11 protein-coding genes are annotated in these 17345 nt (G+C 53.4%); 5 read left to right on the forward strand and 6 right to left on the reverse strand.

Annotated features, from left to right (window positions below):
* Positions 1 to 71 precede the first annotated feature (71 nt).
* On the reverse strand, positions 72 to 2099 hold the full coding sequence (locus J3P34_RS06095; protein ID WP_210487101.1) for a c-type cytochrome: 2028 nt from the start codon (positions 2097 to 2099) through the stop codon (positions 72 to 74).
* Between the two features lie 17 nt (positions 2100 to 2116).
* A complete protein-coding gene (locus J3P34_RS06100) occupies positions 2117 to 3961 on the reverse strand; it encodes a 3-keto-alpha-glucoside-1,2-lyase-like domain-containing protein (RefSeq protein WP_210487103.1) in 1845 nt (614 codons plus the stop codon).
* Between the two features lie 509 nt (positions 3962 to 4470).
* Between J3P34_RS06100 and J3P34_RS06105 the strand changes: the two genes are divergently transcribed.
* Complete coding sequence (locus J3P34_RS06105) at positions 4471 to 5319, forward strand: EamA family transporter (protein ID WP_210487105.1); 849 nt, start codon at positions 4471 to 4473, stop codon at positions 5317 to 5319.
* Positions 5320 to 5411: 92 nt separating this feature from the next.
* Here the strand turns inward: J3P34_RS06105 and J3P34_RS06110 are convergent, their stop codons facing one another.
* From J3P34_RS06110 to J3P34_RS06120, 3 genes are all read right to left on the reverse strand, one after another.
* Positions 5412 to 6410: a family 43 glycosylhydrolase gene (locus J3P34_RS06110; RefSeq protein WP_210487107.1), complete on the reverse strand. Its 999-nt coding sequence runs from the start codon at positions 6408 to 6410 to the stop codon at positions 5412 to 5414.
* An 11-nt stretch (positions 6411 to 6421) separates the two neighbouring features.
* Entirely contained in the window at positions 6422 to 9256 is a 2835-nt protein-coding gene (galA, locus tag J3P34_RS06115) for a beta-galactosidase GalA (protein ID WP_210487109.1), read from the reverse strand.
* Positions 9257 to 9783: 527 nt separating this feature from the next.
* On the reverse strand, positions 9784 to 10722 hold the full coding sequence (locus J3P34_RS06120; RefSeq protein ID WP_210487111.1) for a DUF808 domain-containing protein: 939 nt from the start codon (positions 10720 to 10722) through the stop codon (positions 9784 to 9786).
* 484 nt (positions 10723 to 11206) lie between these two features.
* Here J3P34_RS06120 and J3P34_RS06125 point away from each other — a divergent pair, with 484 nt between their 5' ends.
* Positions 11207 to 13621, forward strand: coding sequence for a TonB-dependent receptor (locus J3P34_RS06125; protein WP_210487113.1), 2415 nt, complete (start codon positions 11207 to 11209; stop codon positions 13619 to 13621).
* Positions 13622 to 14009: 388 nt separating this feature from the next.
* On the forward strand, positions 14010 to 14222 hold the full coding sequence (locus J3P34_RS06130; RefSeq protein WP_210463894.1) for a hypothetical protein: 213 nt from the start codon (positions 14010 to 14012) through the stop codon (positions 14220 to 14222).
* Positions 14223 to 14321: 99 nt separating this feature from the next.
* On the opposite strand, the gene J3P34_RS06135 is transcribed toward J3P34_RS06130, so the two are convergent.
* Positions 14322 to 14600: a hypothetical protein gene (locus J3P34_RS06135; protein ID WP_210487115.1), complete on the reverse strand. Its 279-nt coding sequence runs from the start codon at positions 14598 to 14600 to the stop codon at positions 14322 to 14324.
* An 8-nt stretch (positions 14601 to 14608) separates the two neighbouring features.
* On the opposite strand from J3P34_RS06135, the gene J3P34_RS06140 reads away from it, so the two are divergent.
* Together J3P34_RS06140 and J3P34_RS06145 are read left to right on the forward strand one after the other, a co-directional pair.
* Positions 14609 to 14998: a hypothetical protein gene (locus tag J3P34_RS06140; RefSeq protein ID WP_210487117.1), complete on the forward strand. Its 390-nt coding sequence runs from the start codon at positions 14609 to 14611 to the stop codon at positions 14996 to 14998.
* Between the two features lie 387 nt (positions 14999 to 15385).
* Positions 15386 to 17329, forward strand: coding sequence for a PAS domain-containing sensor histidine kinase (locus J3P34_RS06145; protein ID WP_210487119.1), 1944 nt, complete (start codon positions 15386 to 15388; stop codon positions 17327 to 17329).
* Positions 17330 to 17345: the final 16 nt, after the last annotated feature.

The following is a 17345-nucleotide window of genomic DNA, read 5'->3' on the forward strand; positions in this document are numbered from 1 at the left end:
CGGTTGAATCTTTAATGAATGTTGGAAATGCTCCAGAAGGTGGAGCCGGTAGTTCTTTATTTAAGTGAGGTTTATTTCAAAGTATTGATCCAGGCCGCGATTTTGAGGGCCTCGGCCCTGGGAACCTGCGGCATGGGTGGCATGGGCGTGGCGTAGTTGGGCCAGTTCTCTGGCTTGGGGTTATGGATGAGGTCCACAATCCGTTGGTTCGTGTACTTACGCTTCGCGATTTCCCGGAAACCCGGGCCCACCTGTTTCTTATCAACGGTATGGCAAGCCAGACAGGTATTCTTGGCCAGTAATGGTTTCACGTCATTGAAAGTCAGGACCACATTGGCAGGTTTGGCCTTAGGCTCTACATTACCCACTGCAAGACTTCCTTTGGCAGTAGTAGCAGCCTTGGCCGGTGCACCAGAAGCCAGCCGGTTTGCGGTTGCACGAGGTTTAGCCGCTGTTTTTTTGGAAGACGCCACTGTTTTTGAAGGCGTGGTAGCCGATGAGTTCCTGGTGCTCACCTCGTTCATCGCCAGTTTGGAACCCTCGGGGATGCTGTTCAGGGTGTAGTAGGCCGTGGGGTGCACCAGGGTGTAATAGTTGTCTTTAGCGCGTACGCCGTCCAGCTTCAGCACATGGATGTAGCCCTCGCGGAGGTTGTCTACCAGCACCCGGGCCTTCAGGCCGTCCTCAGAGAGCTTCACGCCTTTTACGGCCAACTTTTTGGTGTTCACCGGCGGGCTGCCGTACACGGCGTGGTATTTATAGATGTAGCTGTCCACGCTGTAAGACGCCAGGTCCTCCCCTGATTTCCGGTCTACCGGTGCGGTGAACTCCACCTCAAAACCGTCTGGCATGGCTTTCACGGTGCGCATCTCAAACGGCACTTTGTTGTTCCAGATCACGCGCTGCAGGCCTTCGCTGGCCTCACCGGCCGCTCCCCAGCCCCGAGCCGTCTCGCCCACGAACAGCGATTTGTCCGGGGCCCAGGCCATGCGCAAAACACCAGACTGAAAACCGCTTCGGAAATCAAAGGCCACGCCCTGGTACTCTCCTTTCACTTTCTCCAGCACCACCCGCATGATCTTGCTCTGCCCTTGGTCCCCTACCAGCAACTGCCCTTCAAACGGCCCGAAATGCCCTTCGGGGATTTTCAGGATCTCAGTGTTGGAAATGCCCAAAATGCCGTGCGGCAGCCAGACAGCGGGCAACTGCATCTCGGGGAACTGCTTTTTCATATCAAACATGGTCACGTTGGGCTCGTTCACCTTGTTCTCTGGTTTCACGTGGCCGCCGCCCGCGTCTTTATCAAACCGAGGGTTGATCTTGGCATATACCTGCTCGCGGGTCATCTTCACCGGAGAGTTGGGCATGTTAGTCCAGCGCAGCCCGCCCGGGTGTACAGTAAAGGCACCTTTTTTGACGTGCCAGACGCCACCAGAGCCTACCCAGTCGCCCTGGTTTTCGGTGTAGAACATCTCGCCGTCTATCATGCCCAGACCGGCCGGGGAACGCATGCCGGTGGCCCAAGGCTCCATCTTCCCGTCCGGCGAAATGCGCAGCATCCAGCCGCGCCACGGCACTAAACTGGTAGCATGCCACCACGGATCGGGGAAGCCCAGGTTCGTGGTCACGAAGAAAGACCCATCGGGCGCAATCTTCGGTCCGAAACTGTATTCATGGTAGTTCCCGGACAAAGGCCAGGCATACACCGTCTCAAACACATCGGCTTTACCGTCATTGTTCGTGTCCATGAGCTTGGTGAGCTCGCCGCGCTGGGCGCAGTACAAGGCGCCGTCTTTGTAGGCCAGACCCAAAACCTCATGCAACCCCGAGGCAAACTTCCGGAAGTGCGGTTTGGCGCTGGTGGGGTTCTCCACAATGAAGATATCGCCCCGGCGGGTGGAGATGCTCAGGTCGCCGTTGGGCAGAATCACCAGACCGCCTACCTCCAGCAAAGTCCCCTCCGGGGAAGGCACACGCATGATCTTGAAAAAGTCTTCCTCCATGGGCGACTCCTGGGCCTGGGCTCCGGGAGTAAGGCCCGCAAAAAGGGCTCCGGCCACCAGGGCAGGGAATAAAAACCTTTTAGCTCTGCTTATCATCTATCGTATGCTTAAAATCAGAAAAGAATAGAGTACGCCACCTTGCCCTGCACCGGAACCACCAACTCCTGGCGCCCGCCCACGGTGCGGATGACCGGTTTGGCCCCGGCGGTATCCTCCAGGCGCACGTAATAGGCGCGGTCATCTACCAGGTACATGCCCTTGCCGGCTTCTTCTATTTTGGCACCTTCTGCCAGGCGGGCATACAAGCCACCCGTAGGATTTTGGATGCTGAGCTCGCGGCGGAGGCCTTTGCCGTTCTCTATGATTTTGAAGGCATCCTGCACCGTAGTGCCATAGATCTGGTACTGAAAAGTAGGCTCTGAATTCTGGTCCAGACGGTAGCCTTTGCCTTTATAGGAAATGCCCGTGGTATCAGTAACCCAAGCCGCCTGCTCTGAGGAAAGTTTGGCCAAGGTAGTGGTTGGTTTCCCGAAGTACTGCACTGAGCCGATGGCTTTGGAAGAACCATCACCGCGCTCATGCCACATGGGCGTAGCATCCAGGAAGGCGCCGCGCCACAGCTGCACCAGCGAGCCATTGTCAAGGTCATAAGTATAATGCAACTGGGTAGGGCTGCCCACCGACACGCCATGGGTGACGCGGTGGTTGCCGGGCAGGTCCATGAAACTCCGCAGGACGGGTCTTTCCTTCACATCCACCAGGATGGGATCGGCTTCTTCGGTGAGGTTGACTTCGCTGATGAGGAACTCCCGCACGCCCGGACCGGCTACCTGCAGGCCCAAAGCGGGCTGTCCCCAGTCGTTGTACTTAATATAGACCAGCTCAAAGGGGAACTCACCGGCCGGCAGTTTCACGGTGCCGCCTCCGTTCCAGTATTTGATAGGCGCCACTTCCTGCTTGTTTACCCGCAGCAGGCCATAGCCGGCGGGCGTACTCAGGTTGAAGGTGTACTCGCCGGGTTCCTTCGCTACGAAGGTGCCGGTGTACTGCATCAGGAACTGGTTGTCTTTGATGCCAAGGTTAGAGGTAAGGATAGCAGATTGGCTCTTTGGACCGGCGGCCTCAGGCGGCAAGCTGCCGTAGGCGGGTTCCTGCTGGTATTTGCCTTTGTAGATTTTATAGGTGAGGTTCTTGAGCTCGGGCCGGGGTTTGCTGAAATGGTTCACCTTGATGTTGCGGAACGCTACCGCGCCGTGGTCTCCCTGGATGCGCAGCGGCCCCATGGCTGTTTCTTCGTTGCTGATGGCGCCCCGGGTGGGCCCGAACAGCTCCAGGTCTTCATGGATGGTGACGCCGTTGAGTTCCACCCGCAGGAGGCGGGCATTCTGGGTTTTCTTGCCGCTGACATCAAAGCGTGGGGCTTGAAAAGCGATTTTCAGGTGTTGCCACAGCCCGGGCGCGCGGCCGGCGTTCTGGCGCGGCGCGTACCCCTGATAACCTTTCTGGCCCTCGGGGCGGCTATCATCCCAGCGCTCATACACGGCGCCGTTGCCGCTGGAGGAGACATCGGTGAAGCCCCAGCCATCGAATAGCTGCAGTTCATAGCGGCCTTGCAGGTAAATACCGGAGTTGGAGCCTTTGGCCATCATGTAGTCCAGCTCCAGGTCCATATCGCCGTGCTCAAAGTTGGTGAACAGGTCCTCGCCTTTGACTTTCTTGCCGGGTAAGTTCACCAGAACTCCCGCGCCATTGGAGGGCAGCAGCTTGTTGGCTTCCTGCAGATCGGCGGAGACGCTGCCAGCCACCTGCCAGCTTTTCCCGGGGTTCTTAAAGGCCGACAGGTCATTCAATGGAATTTGGCTGCTTTGGCTTTGGGCGGGATGGGCAAAGGCCAGAGAGGCCAGTAATCCGAAAGCCAGCGCTCCCCTTTTAAGAGGTAAAATCCGCGAATTGAGCATTATGATTCGTAAGTTTTGCAACATGATTGATCCTCTACCCCTCCGTTAGCCGCTTACCCATAGGAACACACCTATAATATTGAGCAGGACACTCCTCACAATCTTTACCAATTTTAAGCAAAATACCTGAAGAATAAATCTTATTCTTAAAGTAAAAACCGTTTAGGGGACACTTTTTTAAAAATGCTTAAGAAGTGACCTTGGCCAGTTCTGTGCAATTGTTTCCAGTGGGTGATTGAAATGTTAACTCCGCACCCTTTGGGCAAACTGGTTTTCCTTACAAAAACCTCATTATTCTTCTATTTCACAGGCAATTGCCTCTATTTCCCTCATTCTCTAAATTGTTGTGCTCAGGGTGCCGCACCAGGCTTAAATAAATTCCACCTTTTATTCCCGTACCTTGGCTAAAATTCTAGAAAAGGTGAGCTTTCTGTAAAGATCGCCAAAACCAACCCAAGAACAGGTTGCGTCTGGAATGCATCAAGAGAAGTTAAGCTTAGCTATACATAGTGCTTTCAATAAAGAAATTCACCCTTCCGGCGGTACCAGCGGTGCTGCTCTCCATTATGAGCGTGCAGGTGGGCGCCTCCGTTGCCAAACACCTGTTCCCGGTGCTGGGCGCCAGCGGCACGGCTTCGCTCCGGATCGGGTTCTCAGCGATCATTCTGCTGACCTGGTTCCGGACCGATTTTAAAAATCTGAGCCTAAAACAATGGCTGTTCTGCCTGGCTTACGGCACCTGCCTGGGTGCCATGAACCTGATTTTCTACGTGGCCATCAAGCGGATTCCTCTAGGTCTGGGCGTGACCATAGAGTTCATCGGGCCACTGGCGCTGGCTTTGCTGGGCTCCAGGAAACTGCTGGATCTGGTCTGGGTGGCGCTCGCTTGTCTGGGTATCGCGCTTATCGCTCCCTGGGAAAACAATAACGTGGATTTAATTGGCGTGTTCTGTGCGGCTTTGGCTGGAGGGCTGTGGGCGGGTTACATTGTGCTGGGAGGCAAAGTCTCCCAGCTCATGAAAGGCGGCGATGCAGTGGCTGTAGGTATGGTCTTCGCGACGCTGCTGATCCTGCCCTTCGGGATTGGGAGCGGAGGTCTGAGTGCCTTGACCTGGCCCCTGGCGTTGATCGGGGTGGCCGTCGCGCTGCTGACCAGTGCCCTACCCTTTACTTTAGACATGGGCGCTTTGCGGCAGCTATCGCCTAAGAACTTCAGCATTCTTATGAGTTTGCACCCCGCGTTTGCGGCTTTGTCTGGATTACTTTTCCTGCAGGAGTACCTTAGCCTGACGCAGTGGCTTTCCATTGCCTGCGTGATCACGGCCAGTGTGGGCGCTACCCTCTTTTCTAAGAAATAGTCTTACAATTAAATAAACCAAAGCCACCGTTTCAAGGCTGTTTGCGAAAAACAACCCTGAAACGGTGGCTTTGCCTTGCAGGTAGAGGAAGTTTACTTGCTTTTCTTTTTGCTCTGAATCCAAGGCTGCACGCCTTGTGGTATTACTTTCAGAAAATTTCCTTTTGCATCATACTTGAGGCTGTCCAGGCAGAGTTGCCGCAGCACGTATTCCTCTTTTTGCGGGAAAATGCGGTGGTAGAGGATGTAGTCCTGGCCTTTCTCCTGGAAGACAGTATGGTGCCCCGGCCCATAGGTGGTGCTGTCGGCTGAGGTAGAGAGAATAGGGCTGTTCTCTCCGTATTTGAACGGCCCGAAGGGGGTATGGCCCACGGCGTAGCCCACGCGGTAGGTTGCATCGATGGCTTTGCCCTCAGAGAACATGAGGTAGTATTTGCCGTTGCGTTTGATCATGTGCGGCCCCTCAAAATACTGGGGAGGCGTTACTTCCTGCGGCAGACCGTCAAAGGAGATCATGTCCTTCTTGAGCTTCACGGCCATGCAGTGCCCGTTGACCCAGTTGAACCCCGAGCCCCAGTACAGGTAAGCCTGTCCGTCATCGTCAATAAAAAGGTCGGCGTCTATGTTATGGACCACAGGGAACTGGTTCTGCGCCACCAAAGGGGTATTGTCTGGTTTGGCGTTCTTCCAGGGCCCCAAAGGCGATTTACTCACCCCGGCCCATATCTCGCTCCCCACGGAAACATACATGTAGAACTTCCCGTCCGGGGCCTTCTTCACCGAGGGAGCCCACACCATGGCGCCTGCCGAGGTGGGGCTGGTACACGCTTTTTTGGTAGGCCAGTTCAAATGCCGGCGGGTGAAATTCTTGAAATCCTTGGTCTCAAACACCGCCAGCTCTTCCCCGCCCCAGGGATCAATGGTGGCGTAGATGTAATAGGTATCTTTTTCCTTGATAATGGCCGGGTCTGCGAAATAGCCCGGCAGAATAGGATTGGTAATGAAGTCCTTTTTCTGGCCGTAAGCATGCAAGCCACTGCCCGCAAGAAAGGCAATCAAAAAAAGTAAGCGGAGGATCTTTGGAATATACATGGGTAAATTGATTAATCTACGGAGGGTCGGGCCGTGGTCTCGGTGGTTTTCACTTTAAGAACAGCGGGTTTCAGGCCGTTGGCGGTGGCGGTGAGGGTAATTTCTCCCGCCTGTTTGGTGGACTGGATGATGATCTGGGCCAAGCCGTTGAAGAGTTTCCGTTTCCAGGGCGCGGCCGGCGTCAGGATCTGGATGGTGCCCGGGTTGGTGTTTACGTAGTCCCAGTCGTTCTTCTTGGGGATAGGTGTTGCCACGATGTCAATCTGGTTTCTGCCGGCTTTGAGCAGCGCCGGGTCCAACTTGAAGACGTTGCCCTCGGGGGTATCTTTCAGTTCTTTAGCAATCTCCTTCCCGTTCACAAACACGCTCTGCGTTTTCCCGATGCTTTTGTAAAAGAAGGTGATTTCTGATCGGGCAAAATCCTGGGGCAGCTCAAACGAACCGCGGTGGTGGTAGGCGGCGCTCAGGTTTTTGTAGTCACGGGTGGTGAAGGCCTCTTTCCAGCTGGCATCCTCGGGTTTGGAAACGTACGCGGTGGCGTCCTCCAGGCTGGTCACAGGTTCCTCTTTCAGGCCAGTGATGCTGACAGCTTTGACTTCCTCAATGAATCGCTCGTTTTCCAGTGAAGTTGGGTTTCCGTTGCCTATGCCAATGATCTTGCCCGGACCGGAGAGGGAAAAGGTAACTTCATTATCGGCGGTGGGTACGGCCAATCCGTTTTTGTCATTCACGGAGACGGTGATCACCGAGATGTCCTCGCCGTTGCCCTCCAGGGTGACCTGGTGCGTCGTCAACTGCAGGGCCGCAGGTTCTCCGGTGGTTTTCACCGTCTCCACAAGCACCTTTTTGCCGTTCTTGTAGCCAATGGCTTCCAGCGTACCGGGGGCGTATTTCACTTTCCACTCCAGGTGCGAGTTTACCTTCATGGTCTGCTTGCCCAGGCTCTTTTTGTTCAGAAACAGTTCCACTTCATCGCAGTTGCTGTAGGCCCACACGTCTATTTCCTGCCCTTCTTTCCCGGCCCAGTTCCAGTGCGGCAGCAGGTGCAAAGTTGGTTGGTTTGACCACCAGGACCGCAGATACCAGACGTTGTCTTTGGGGAAGCCGCACAGGTCCATCATCCCGAAGTACGAGGTCACCGAGGGCCAGCCGTAAGGCGTGGGCTCACCGCGGTAATCAAAGCCCGTCCAGATGAACATGCCCGCGAGCCACGGACGGTTGGCGTAAAAGGTCCAGCCTTCTTCAATGGAGTAGAAAGTAGGCCGTGGCTTTTTATCGTAGGCGGAAATGTGCTGCTGTTTGGGATCGGTGAAGTACACGCCGCGGGTAGCATGGGTGGAGCCCTCCTCGGTGCCCATGCTGGGCTGGTTGGGGAAGCGGCTGTGGTGCAGTTCAATGTTGCCGTTGCCCATGTAATTGAAGCCCATCACCTCCAGCACATCTGAGATGCCGCTCTGGAACCCGCCGCTGATGCCCGCCGAGACGGCCCGCGTGGAGTCCAGGCTTTGGGCGTAGGCCTGCATGGTAGAGGCAATGCGGGCCCCGGTTGCGCTGTTCTCAATGGCCCACTCCTCATTGCCGATGGACCAACTGATGATGCTGGGGTGGTTGCGATCCCGCAGAATCATCCTTTTCAGGTCTTCCATCCGCTGCTCCGAGGTGCCCATGAGGCGGTTCTCGTCAATGACCAGCATGCCCAGTTTATCGCAGGCGTCCAGCAGTTCAGGGGTAGGCGGATTATGCGAGGTGCGGTAGGCGTTGGAGCCCATCGCTTTCAAAGCTTTGATGCGCCAGTATTGCAGCCCATCGGGCATGGCGGCTCCTACCCCGGCGTGGTCCTGGTGGTTATTGGTGCCCTTCAGTTTCACGTGCTTGCCGTTCAGGAAAAAGCCTTCTTTGGCGTCAAAACGGATGGTCCTGATCCCGAAGTTGGTTTCAAAACGGTCGGTCTCCACGCTGTCGGCTATGACGGTGGTCACCAGTTTGTAGAGGTACGGCGATTCCAGGTCCCACAGTTTGGCGTTGGCCACCGGAATTTCCACCGGAACATCTACTGTCTGGAACGGCTTCAGTCTCAGGTTATCTTTGAAATTACTGGCCACCTTTTTGCCCTCGGCATCCAGAATGGTCTGCACGATGGAGAAGGTTTTGGCGGCTTTGTCATCGTTTTGGATGGTGGTTTTGGCGGTGACCATGGCCGAGGTGTTGGCAACATCTGAAGTAACAGAAATGCCGTTGGCCGCCACGTGCAAAGGCTGCGTTTTGGAGAGCCATACATGCCGGTAAATGCCGGCGCCTTCGTAGAACCAGCCCTCTTCCATGGTGGCGTCTACCCGCACAGCAATGACGTTGTTGCCGCCGTAGTTGAGGTATTCCGTGATGTCAAACCTGAAGCTGTTATAGCCGCTGGGCTCGGTGCCCACAAAATGCCCGTTCACCCATACCATGGAATTGCGGAAAGCCCCGTCAAACTCCAGGGATATGCGGCGGCCCAGGTCACTCTCCGGAATGGCGATGGTCTTGCGGTACCAGCCCACGCTCCTATCGGGGAAGTTTCTTCCGATGGCTTTGAACCCGTGGCTGTAGCTGGCCTGGTTGCTGAACTCCTGCTCCACGGCCCAGTCATGCGGCAGGTCCAGTTTGCGCCAGGCCCGGTCATCAAACTTAGGATCGGCGGTCCCGTCGCCGTAGCCGGCTTTGGCCAAATAAGAAAAGTAACCGGTGCCAGTGTTGAAGTCTTTCTTAGGATCAGACGGGTGCCCGAAGGCAAAGCGCCACCCGAAGTCCATCAGCAGCCGTTGCCTTCCATTGCCGGGCATCACCTGGGCCTGAACCCAGAGGTTCATGAGCAACAGAAAACAGATTATAATGCTTTTCTTAAAAACGGGCATAAAACAGAAGATTAATCCTTGGGTAAATCTTGGGGCAGTGTTTTAGACCTCTTTTCTGGAAATCAGGCCCAAACCAAATCATAGAAGCGCCATAAGTAACCGCTGTATTCCACTTCAGTCAGGTGGCGGCCATCACTGGGGAATCCGAACTACCTTTCTCTCTCTCTACCCTGCCTCCAAGTCAGATATAGGCATAACGGGTCAACCAGGATTCTGCTTTAAATATATAATATTTTGGATTTAAATAAACCAGCTTAGGGCATCACTTGCCGTGGGTAATTGTCAGACCTGGCGCTAACTTTCTTTTCCGCTACTTAAAGGAAAGCCAACTCCATCTTTCAGAAGGCTGGCTTCTTGCACTTCGCGCGCTTGTCCCTAAAAGAAAAACCAGTGGTACCGGACTATAAGCTTTAGTCCGGCACCACTGGTTCTTACTTACCCATAAGGGCTGTATTCATTTTTATATTACGCCCTGGGTCATATTAGGCTTTCGCGCTTTTGCCTGTAGATTTGAAAAAACGGCGGGTAAACGTCACTATTTTCTCAATCACGAAACCCAGGATGAGACCTCCAATGGCACAAACCACTGCTTTTGCCAGCCAGGCGAGAGCTGGGATACTGGCCAGGGAATGTTCCATTGCTTCCAGAGAATGGCCCAGCACCGGAATGCCGTGCGCAATGATCTCAGCACCTACCCACAGCATGGCGGCTGTACCCACGTAGCCCAGAATAGACAGGAAATGCGGCATAAATTTCACAATACCGCGGCCTATTCTTCTTGTCTGCGGGTGGAACTTCTCCTGAGCCATGTGCAGTCCTATGTCATCAGCTTTCACCACTAAACCCACAAACCCATAAACGGCGGCCGTGATAAATACTGCCACCGAAAACAGCACTGCAATCTGGGTTACCAGCGGTTTGTCTGCCACGGTAGAATAGGTGATGGCGATGATTTCCGAGGAAAGGATAAGATCTGTGCGCACCGCACTGGTGACCCGCTCCTTTTCCAATTCCTCCGGAGTGGTCACTTTCACTTCCTTCGCCTCGTGCCCGTCTTCGTGATGCTTGCTGAACATGGAGTGCACTTTCTCATAGCCTTCAAAGCAAAGAAAGGCCCCGCCCAGCATTAGAATGGGGGTAATAGCCCAAGGCGCAAAGAAGCCCAGCAGCAGGGCCGCCGGCGCCAGGAAAACGATTTTATTGATGAGTGATTTTTTAGCGATCTGGTAGATGATGGAAAGCTCCCGCGAGGGGTCCAGCCCTACCACGTACTTGGGCGTCACGGCAGTGTCATCAATGACAATACCTGAAACCTTACCCGTGGTTTTGGCTACCTGCGTGGGAACATCATCCAGGCTGGCCGCGCTGACTTTCACCAGGGCCGCCACATCATCTAAAAGAGCAAGAAGACCTGATGCCATTATTGATCCTCCAGGTTTAGGGAATACTTCATTTCTGCATTCATGTTAGCTGAACGTTTTACTTCCCCTGTTACGGATGAATGGCTTACAGGTCTGCCAGGCGAACGGTCATTTAAAACCAATATCAACCAAACCCGTGTCCTTGCCGGGTGAAAGTTGGGGATTACTATCACCACCCTAAACTTGCCGGACTTCTGTATCTATAACATTAGCCCCGGCAGTTGGCAAAACTAAGGTGTGGCGCCCACAAAAGGAAACTTATCTTATAAACACATTCCCAGATAAATGCCTGTGATTCTGCAAACCAAATTTTTACCTAAGTCACAGAAGGCCAAATAAAATACCAAAAAAAGGTCATGTGATTTGAAACCCTGTAGAAAAGTTCCCTAGATTATTATTGAGAATAATTCTAAATAAAGTTTGCCTCAAAAGAAGTCGCTTCTATCTTTGCAGCAGATTAGAATGAATCTAAATAAAGATAAACATGCGACAGATCTACCCCCTTTTCCTTTTTTGTCTCCTTATATGCTCCATTAACCACGTTTCCCTTGCTCAGTCTACCGGCCGGGTAAGTGGCAGAATTAAGTCCAGCGATGGCAAAGGTGCTCCTTATGTGAACGTAGGCTTGGCCGGTACTACCAAAGGCACAGTAACCGGAGAAGACGGCTTCTATACCATTCAGGGTGTGACCCCAGGCACTTACACAGTGATGTGCTCCTTTGTGGGTCTCCAGCCCCAGGAGAGCCAGGTAACCGTTACAGCCGGTAAAACCACGGACGTAGACTTTGAACTAGCCGAAAACGCGGCCCAGATCTCAGAGGTAGTGGTAACCGCCGGAAAAACCCAGAACAAGAAGCCGCTGACTATTGGCAAAATAGCCATCTCGCCGCTGGATATGCCACAGAGCATGTCCATCATCAACAGCGAAGTCATTGCAGACCAACAGGCCTCCAAGTTGAGCGATGTGATCAAAAACGTGAACGGCGTTGCGCTTGGTACTACCCGTGGCAGCACCGCAGAAACCTTCTTCGCCCGCGGATATAACCTGGGTGCCAACAACATCTTCAAGAACGGTGCCCGCTCCAACTCAGCCGTGATCCCCGAGGCCAGCACCCTGGAGCGGGTGGAAGTACTTAAAGGAAGCGCGGCTTTATTATATGGCAACGTATCCGGTGGCGCCATCATTAACATGGTCACCAAGCAACCAAGGTTTGAGTACGGGGGCGAGGTGTCTTTGCGTGCAGGCAGCTACAACCTCTTCAAACCCATCGCCGATGTCTACGGACCGGTTTCCCAGAACCTGGCTTTCCGCCTGATTGGTACCTATGAGACTGCTGATAGCTACCGCAACAGCGTAGAGTCTAAACGCTTCTATGTGAACCCTTCTTTGCTGTACAAACTGGGCAGCAGAACCAACATCCTGGTACAGGGAGATTACCTTAACAATGAGTTCACCCCAGATTTCGGGATCGGGACTTTGGCTGGTCAAATCCCCACCACCATTGACCGCTCTGCTTTCTTTAATGCGCCCTGGGCTTACAACAAGGTGAAACAGAGAACCACCTCCGCCACGGTTGATCACCAACTGAACGATACCTGGAAGCTGAATTTCATTGGCTCTCAGCAGACGTTTGACCGCGACTACTTCTCCACCGAGCGTATCCAGGCCGATGCTGACGGAGACTGGGGCCGGCTCCTCACCCGTTCCGATATCTCAGAAAACTACCACACCGGCCAGGTTAACCTGAACGGCGAGTTCAAAACCTTCGGGCTGGGGCACACCATTTTGGTGGGCGCAGACGCGGAAAGATACCTGAACACTACCCACGCTTTCAGGATCTCCTCCCTGGGCAAAGGAAACGTCTATGACTCCATCAATATCCTGAACCCCGCCAAATTCACGCCCCGTACCGATGAGCCCCTTGCTACAGCCACCATGCGCACCGAGACTCCTACGTACCGTTTCGGGACCTATGTGCAGGATTTGATCAACGTCTCTGAAAAATTCAAGGTGCTGGCAGGCTTGCGCTGGTCTTACCAGAAAGTTGCCGTGGCTAAACAGTACAACCTTGAAACCGGCGAGGTGAAGAACAGCATCACCGCCACCACCAAGTATGACCGGGCCTTCTCTCCACGGGTAGGCTTGGTGTACCAGCCTACCGCCACCACCTCGTTCTTTGCCAGCTACTCCAACAACTTTACGCCCAATACCGGCCGTGACGTATACCAGCAGAACCTGAAACCGTCTCTCATTGACCAATTTGAGGTTGGCGTGAAAAACGACCTGGTAAAAGACAGGTTATCAGTGAATGTGACGGTGTACCGCATTGTGAACAATGACCTGGCCCTGCAGGCGCAGTACCTCGCCGATGGCGTGACGCTCAACACAGACGCCACCATCAAAGAATTCACCGGCCAGACCACCAGCGACGGCGTGGAAGTGGACCTGAACGGTTCTATTGTGCCGGGCTTAACCTTCCTGGCGGGCTATAGCTACAACTACATGCGCTACACAGATACCCCCGGCACAACCGGCAGCTATATTGAAGGAGAGCGTTTGGTAAGTAACCCGGCCCATACCGCCAATGCCACGGTGTTTTACACCTTGAAAACCACTGCCCTCAAAGGCTTGAAAATAGGTGCCTCAGGGTTCTACACCGGGGAGCGGAACGCGGGCTGGAACAACCAGGTGGGTCAGGCCCAGAAATTCAACCGCCTCATTCCGGTTACCGGCTACACCACCTTTGATGTGTCTTTGGGTTACGCTATCAAGCAATTCTCTATCCTGGGCAAGCTCTCCAACATCACCAACGAGCTGAATTACCTGGTACACGAAAACTACAGCGTGAACCCTATCCCGCCGCGCCAGTTTGTGACTACCCTTGCCTATAAGTTCTAGAGGAGCATAAAACCTCCCTTTTCAAACCGATCCTCCTGGTCTTTCCCTGTGGAAACCAAGAGGATCGGTTTTTCTTTTACCAGGATTTGGTCTTTCCCAAAATGAATGGGTTCCTCACTTTTTGATAGTGAAAGTATGTTTAAGGCTTGTTTCGGGGAAAACGGTCTCCAAACGCAAGGAAGGTGGTAACTGCTAGCCTTACTTCTAGACTCCAGGTCAGATAGCCCAGAAAAAGCGCCTAACCACCTGGGAAGGGCTATTCTTTTTTGGCATATCGTACTTATTCAATTGGATTACAAGAACTTACACCGCAAATTCAGTATTTATAGCCAAAACCTATATCGGCTTTTAACTTATATAATTTGTAACAAACTAAACTATCTGGCTCATGGATGAACTATGGGAATTCAACCCAGATGACCTCCAGTTTACGAAAATTGTGGAGATGGTGGAGCTGCATTACTTGCTGGAGCGCTTCAATGTACGAACCTACCTGAACGAAGAAGGGCTGGTAGAGTTCAACGACACTAATTTTGTGGGCGACCGGAATGAGTACGCCTTCGCAATCATCTCCTACTACCTTGAGCGGGAGATAGAGTAAACCTGATTCCCGAACCTGGCTACCTTTGCCCCAGACCCATGGAGAAAACCTCATAACAAAATAACTTACAGGTTGTTACTTGATTATAACTCCGCACTCTTACCCACTTCCATTGCGCATCATTGTGCTTTCATCTGTGCCACAGGAAAACAGAGTTTGATCAGCGAACTGGCGCCGTACCAGGAAGTTGGTTTCTGCACGCAACCAGCCAACCGGCTGATACCGCAACTCCAAAGGGAAAATTGAAAAGGCTAAACATGCAACTCCTGTTTTAGGCTCATTTTCCAGGAATCGGCCAGGTTCTGCCCGCTCCCACGGGTGGAAAGAAGCCTCCGGGCCGGGCATCAGATCAGAAACATCTTCAACCTTTTTTCCCATATCAACCTATGATCATACACAGCGGAATTGTCACCCTGGATTTCGATCCAGACACTGAAATCCTGGTCACGGAAATGCCGGATGTCACCCACCTGGCGCCGCCTGAGGTAGGTTTTTGCCTCGATGTCATCCTGGACAGTATTAGGGGCTTTCATGTAGGAGGCCTGTTGCTGGACGCCAGCCAGTCACCTGAAGGGGCGGGCGACGGAGCCAACGGAGACCTGGCCCGCCGGTTCACCGAAGAACTGGGCAGCACCTGCGTCCGGAAAGTGGCGCGTATAGGAACCGCAGATGCCCTGGGTCTGCAGGAATCCACCCAGCCCCAAACCATAGCCAGACCCTTTTTCCGTGACTTTGCCACCAGGCCTGAGGGCATGCGCTGGCTTCTGGACCAATAACCCGGCGAAAAGCCTGCTGTCGCTACCAAATTAATTCACCAATCTGCAACCATTACCCTTCTCTGTACAAATCCCTATTGCTCCTAACCCCCGTCCCCCGGTGCCAGGTTAGGAGCTTATTTTTTGTTTCTCCCCAAAGAAAAGGTTCAGGTGCCCACACTACTGGCTGAAGCAAAAAGTCTGTCTTTGGCCTGGCCCAAGATTCTGGCCCTCCTAAACCTTCACCGGCCACATTACTGCGCAGGGTCTGAAAAACTCATAATTAGAGTTTAAATAATTCAAAATTCACCTTAAATTAGCTGGGCAGTCCCCTGCTTTTTAGTGCACCATAGACAATCCTCTATGACTACACCACTGACTTAATAGAAAAGCCCCCCTGTCAACATAATGAATGCCAGTGACTCCATTGCGTTTTACAAAGGTTTTTTCGAAAACTCCCCTGAACCAGGTTTACTGATTGGCGCCGACCGCCTTGTTATGGAGATGAACCGGGCAGCCCAGTTTGCTTTTGGTTTTTCAGACTCAGAAATGGTTGGAAAAGATTGGCTCTCGCTCGTAGACACTTCTGATTCCAGGCTTGGGTCTTTCCTGCTTCAGTCTTCTGGCGAGGATACCACCACTCTGGAACTGACCGGAATAAGGAAGGATGGCGGGCGTTTCCCGTGCAGATTTTCAATAATGCCGGTAAACGAGGGCAGTAGAAAGGCCTTTCTCTGCACCATCTCAACTGATAAAAATGGTTCGCAGATACCAGCGCCCACCCTTACCAACGCCGCAGAAACGAGCAAGGGCAGTAATGGTTCTCCTTCTTTGGGCAGCTCAAAACTCACCTTCGGGTTACAGGATAAGGCCAACCTTCGGAAACTGCTCCAGATCTATGACAACCTTGGGGAGGTGATCTACATGTACGAGGTCAAGAACAATGATACTTTCCGTTTTGAGTCGGTTAATCAGGCGTTCCTGAACGTGACAGGCCTCAGGAAAGACCAGGTGGTGGGCCGGTACGTGGAAGAAGTCATCCCAGAACCTTCGCTCACGTTGGTTCGGTCAAAATACGCCCAGGCCATAGAGACCGGCCACACGGTAAAATGGGAAGAAGTGACCCCCTACCCCACTGGCGTAAAAACCGGCCTGGTAACCATTACGCCGCTCTACAATGAGCAACACACCTGCACTAACCTGTTGGGTACCGTTACCGATATCACCGAAATAAGGGCCGCTGAAAAAGACCTGGAAGTCAGCAATGAGCGCTTTGTATATGCCACCAAGGCCACCCGTGACGCCATCTACGACTGGAATATTATTACCGGTGATATCCATTGGGGTGAGGGGTTAGAGAAACTGTTCGGGTACGGCACCGCTGAGCCAGGAACCGGGATCAGCTTTTGGAAGCGCCACCTGCACCCGGAAGACAGTGCGGCTGTAAACGAATCATTGACTTCTTTCCTGGAAGACCCTGGGCAGGAGCAATGGGAATGCGATTACCGGTTCTGCCGGGCAGATGGCACTTTCGCCTACGTAACCGACCGTGCCTTCGCCATCCGGGACAACAATGGCAAAGCCATCCGGCTGGTGGGCGCCATGCAGGACCAGACCAGGCGCCGGGAACATGAGGCCGAGCGGGAGTTGCTGATCTCCCATCTCACCCAACGCAACAATGAACTGGAGCAGTTCTCCTTCATTACCTCCCATAACCTGCGGGCACCAGTTTCCAATTTGGTCGGGCTTACGGACCTCCTGAGCCCTGAATCCACCCAGGATACCAAAACCAATTATATCCTCGGGAAAATAAAGGAATCGGCTCACCAGTTGAATAACATTGTGGAAGATCTTTCTGATATTCTGGTGGTGAAAAGCAACAGCCCCGCCGGTGCCGAAAACCTAAGCCTGCAGGAAACCCTGGGCGAGGCCGTAAAGGCCGCGGGAGATCAACTCACCCAAGTCAATGCCACCATTGAGACTGATTTCTCCCGGGGCGACAGCCTTTTCTTTTCCCGGGAATACCTGCGCAACATCCTCCTGAACCTGCTCACCAACGCAGTGAAGTTCCGCTCCCCCGAAAGGCCACTGGTGATCAAACTTCGCACCGAAACCCAGGGCAGCAGGCTCAAGCTCAACTTCACTGACAACGGTATGGGGATAGACCTGGGCCGGTACGGAAGCAAGATCTTCCAGTATCAGCGTTTTCAGGCCAAAGCCGGTAACAAAGGCATCGGACTCTTTATGGTGCAGGAACAGCTGAAAGCCATGGGTGGCGTTATCTCGGTGGCCAGCGAGGTGAACGTGGGCACTACCTTTACCATCCTTTTCGGCAACAGTCAGCCAGGTTAAGACTCACCCGCAGGAC

The sequence above is a fragment of the Rufibacter aurantiacus genome (genome assembly GCF_017916345.1).
Taxonomy (GTDB): Bacteria; Bacteroidota; Bacteroidia; order Cytophagales; family Hymenobacteraceae; genus Nibribacter; species Nibribacter roseolus.

Excerpts from the sequence above, each read along its gene's own strand:
- J3P34_RS06120 (WP_210487111.1), bottom strand. The coding sequence starts at position 10,722 with ATGGCATCAGGTCTTCTTGCTCTTTTAGATGATGTGGCGGCCCTGGTG.
- J3P34_RS06100 (WP_210487103.1), bottom strand. The coding sequence starts at position 3,961 with ATGCTCAATTCGCGGATTTTACCTCTTAAAAGGGGAGCGCTGGCTTTC.
- J3P34_RS06135 (WP_210487115.1), bottom strand. The coding sequence starts at position 14,600 with ATGGGAAAAAAGGTTGAAGATGTTTCTGATCTGATGCCCGGCCCGGAG.
- J3P34_RS06130 (WP_210463894.1), top strand. The coding sequence starts at position 14,010 with ATGGATGAACTATGGGAATTCAACCCAGATGACCTCCAGTTTACGAAA.
- galA (WP_210487109.1), bottom strand. The coding sequence starts at position 9,256 with ATGAACCTCTGGGTTCAGGCCCAGGTGATGCCCGGCAATGGAAGGCAA.
- J3P34_RS06140 (WP_210487117.1), top strand. The coding sequence starts at position 14,609 with ATGATCATACACAGCGGAATTGTCACCCTGGATTTCGATCCAGACACT.
- J3P34_RS06110 (WP_210487107.1), bottom strand. The coding sequence starts at position 6,410 with ATGTATATTCCAAAGATCCTCCGCTTACTTTTTTTGATTGCCTTTCTT.
- J3P34_RS06145 (WP_210487119.1), top strand. The coding sequence starts at position 15,386 with ATGAATGCCAGTGACTCCATTGCGTTTTACAAAGGTTTTTTCGAAAAC.
- J3P34_RS06095 (WP_210487101.1), bottom strand. The coding sequence starts at position 2,099 with ATGATAAGCAGAGCTAAAAGGTTTTTATTCCCTGCCCTGGTGGCCGGA.
- J3P34_RS06125 (WP_210487113.1), top strand. The coding sequence starts at position 11,207 with ATGCGACAGATCTACCCCCTTTTCCTTTTTTGTCTCCTTATATGCTCC.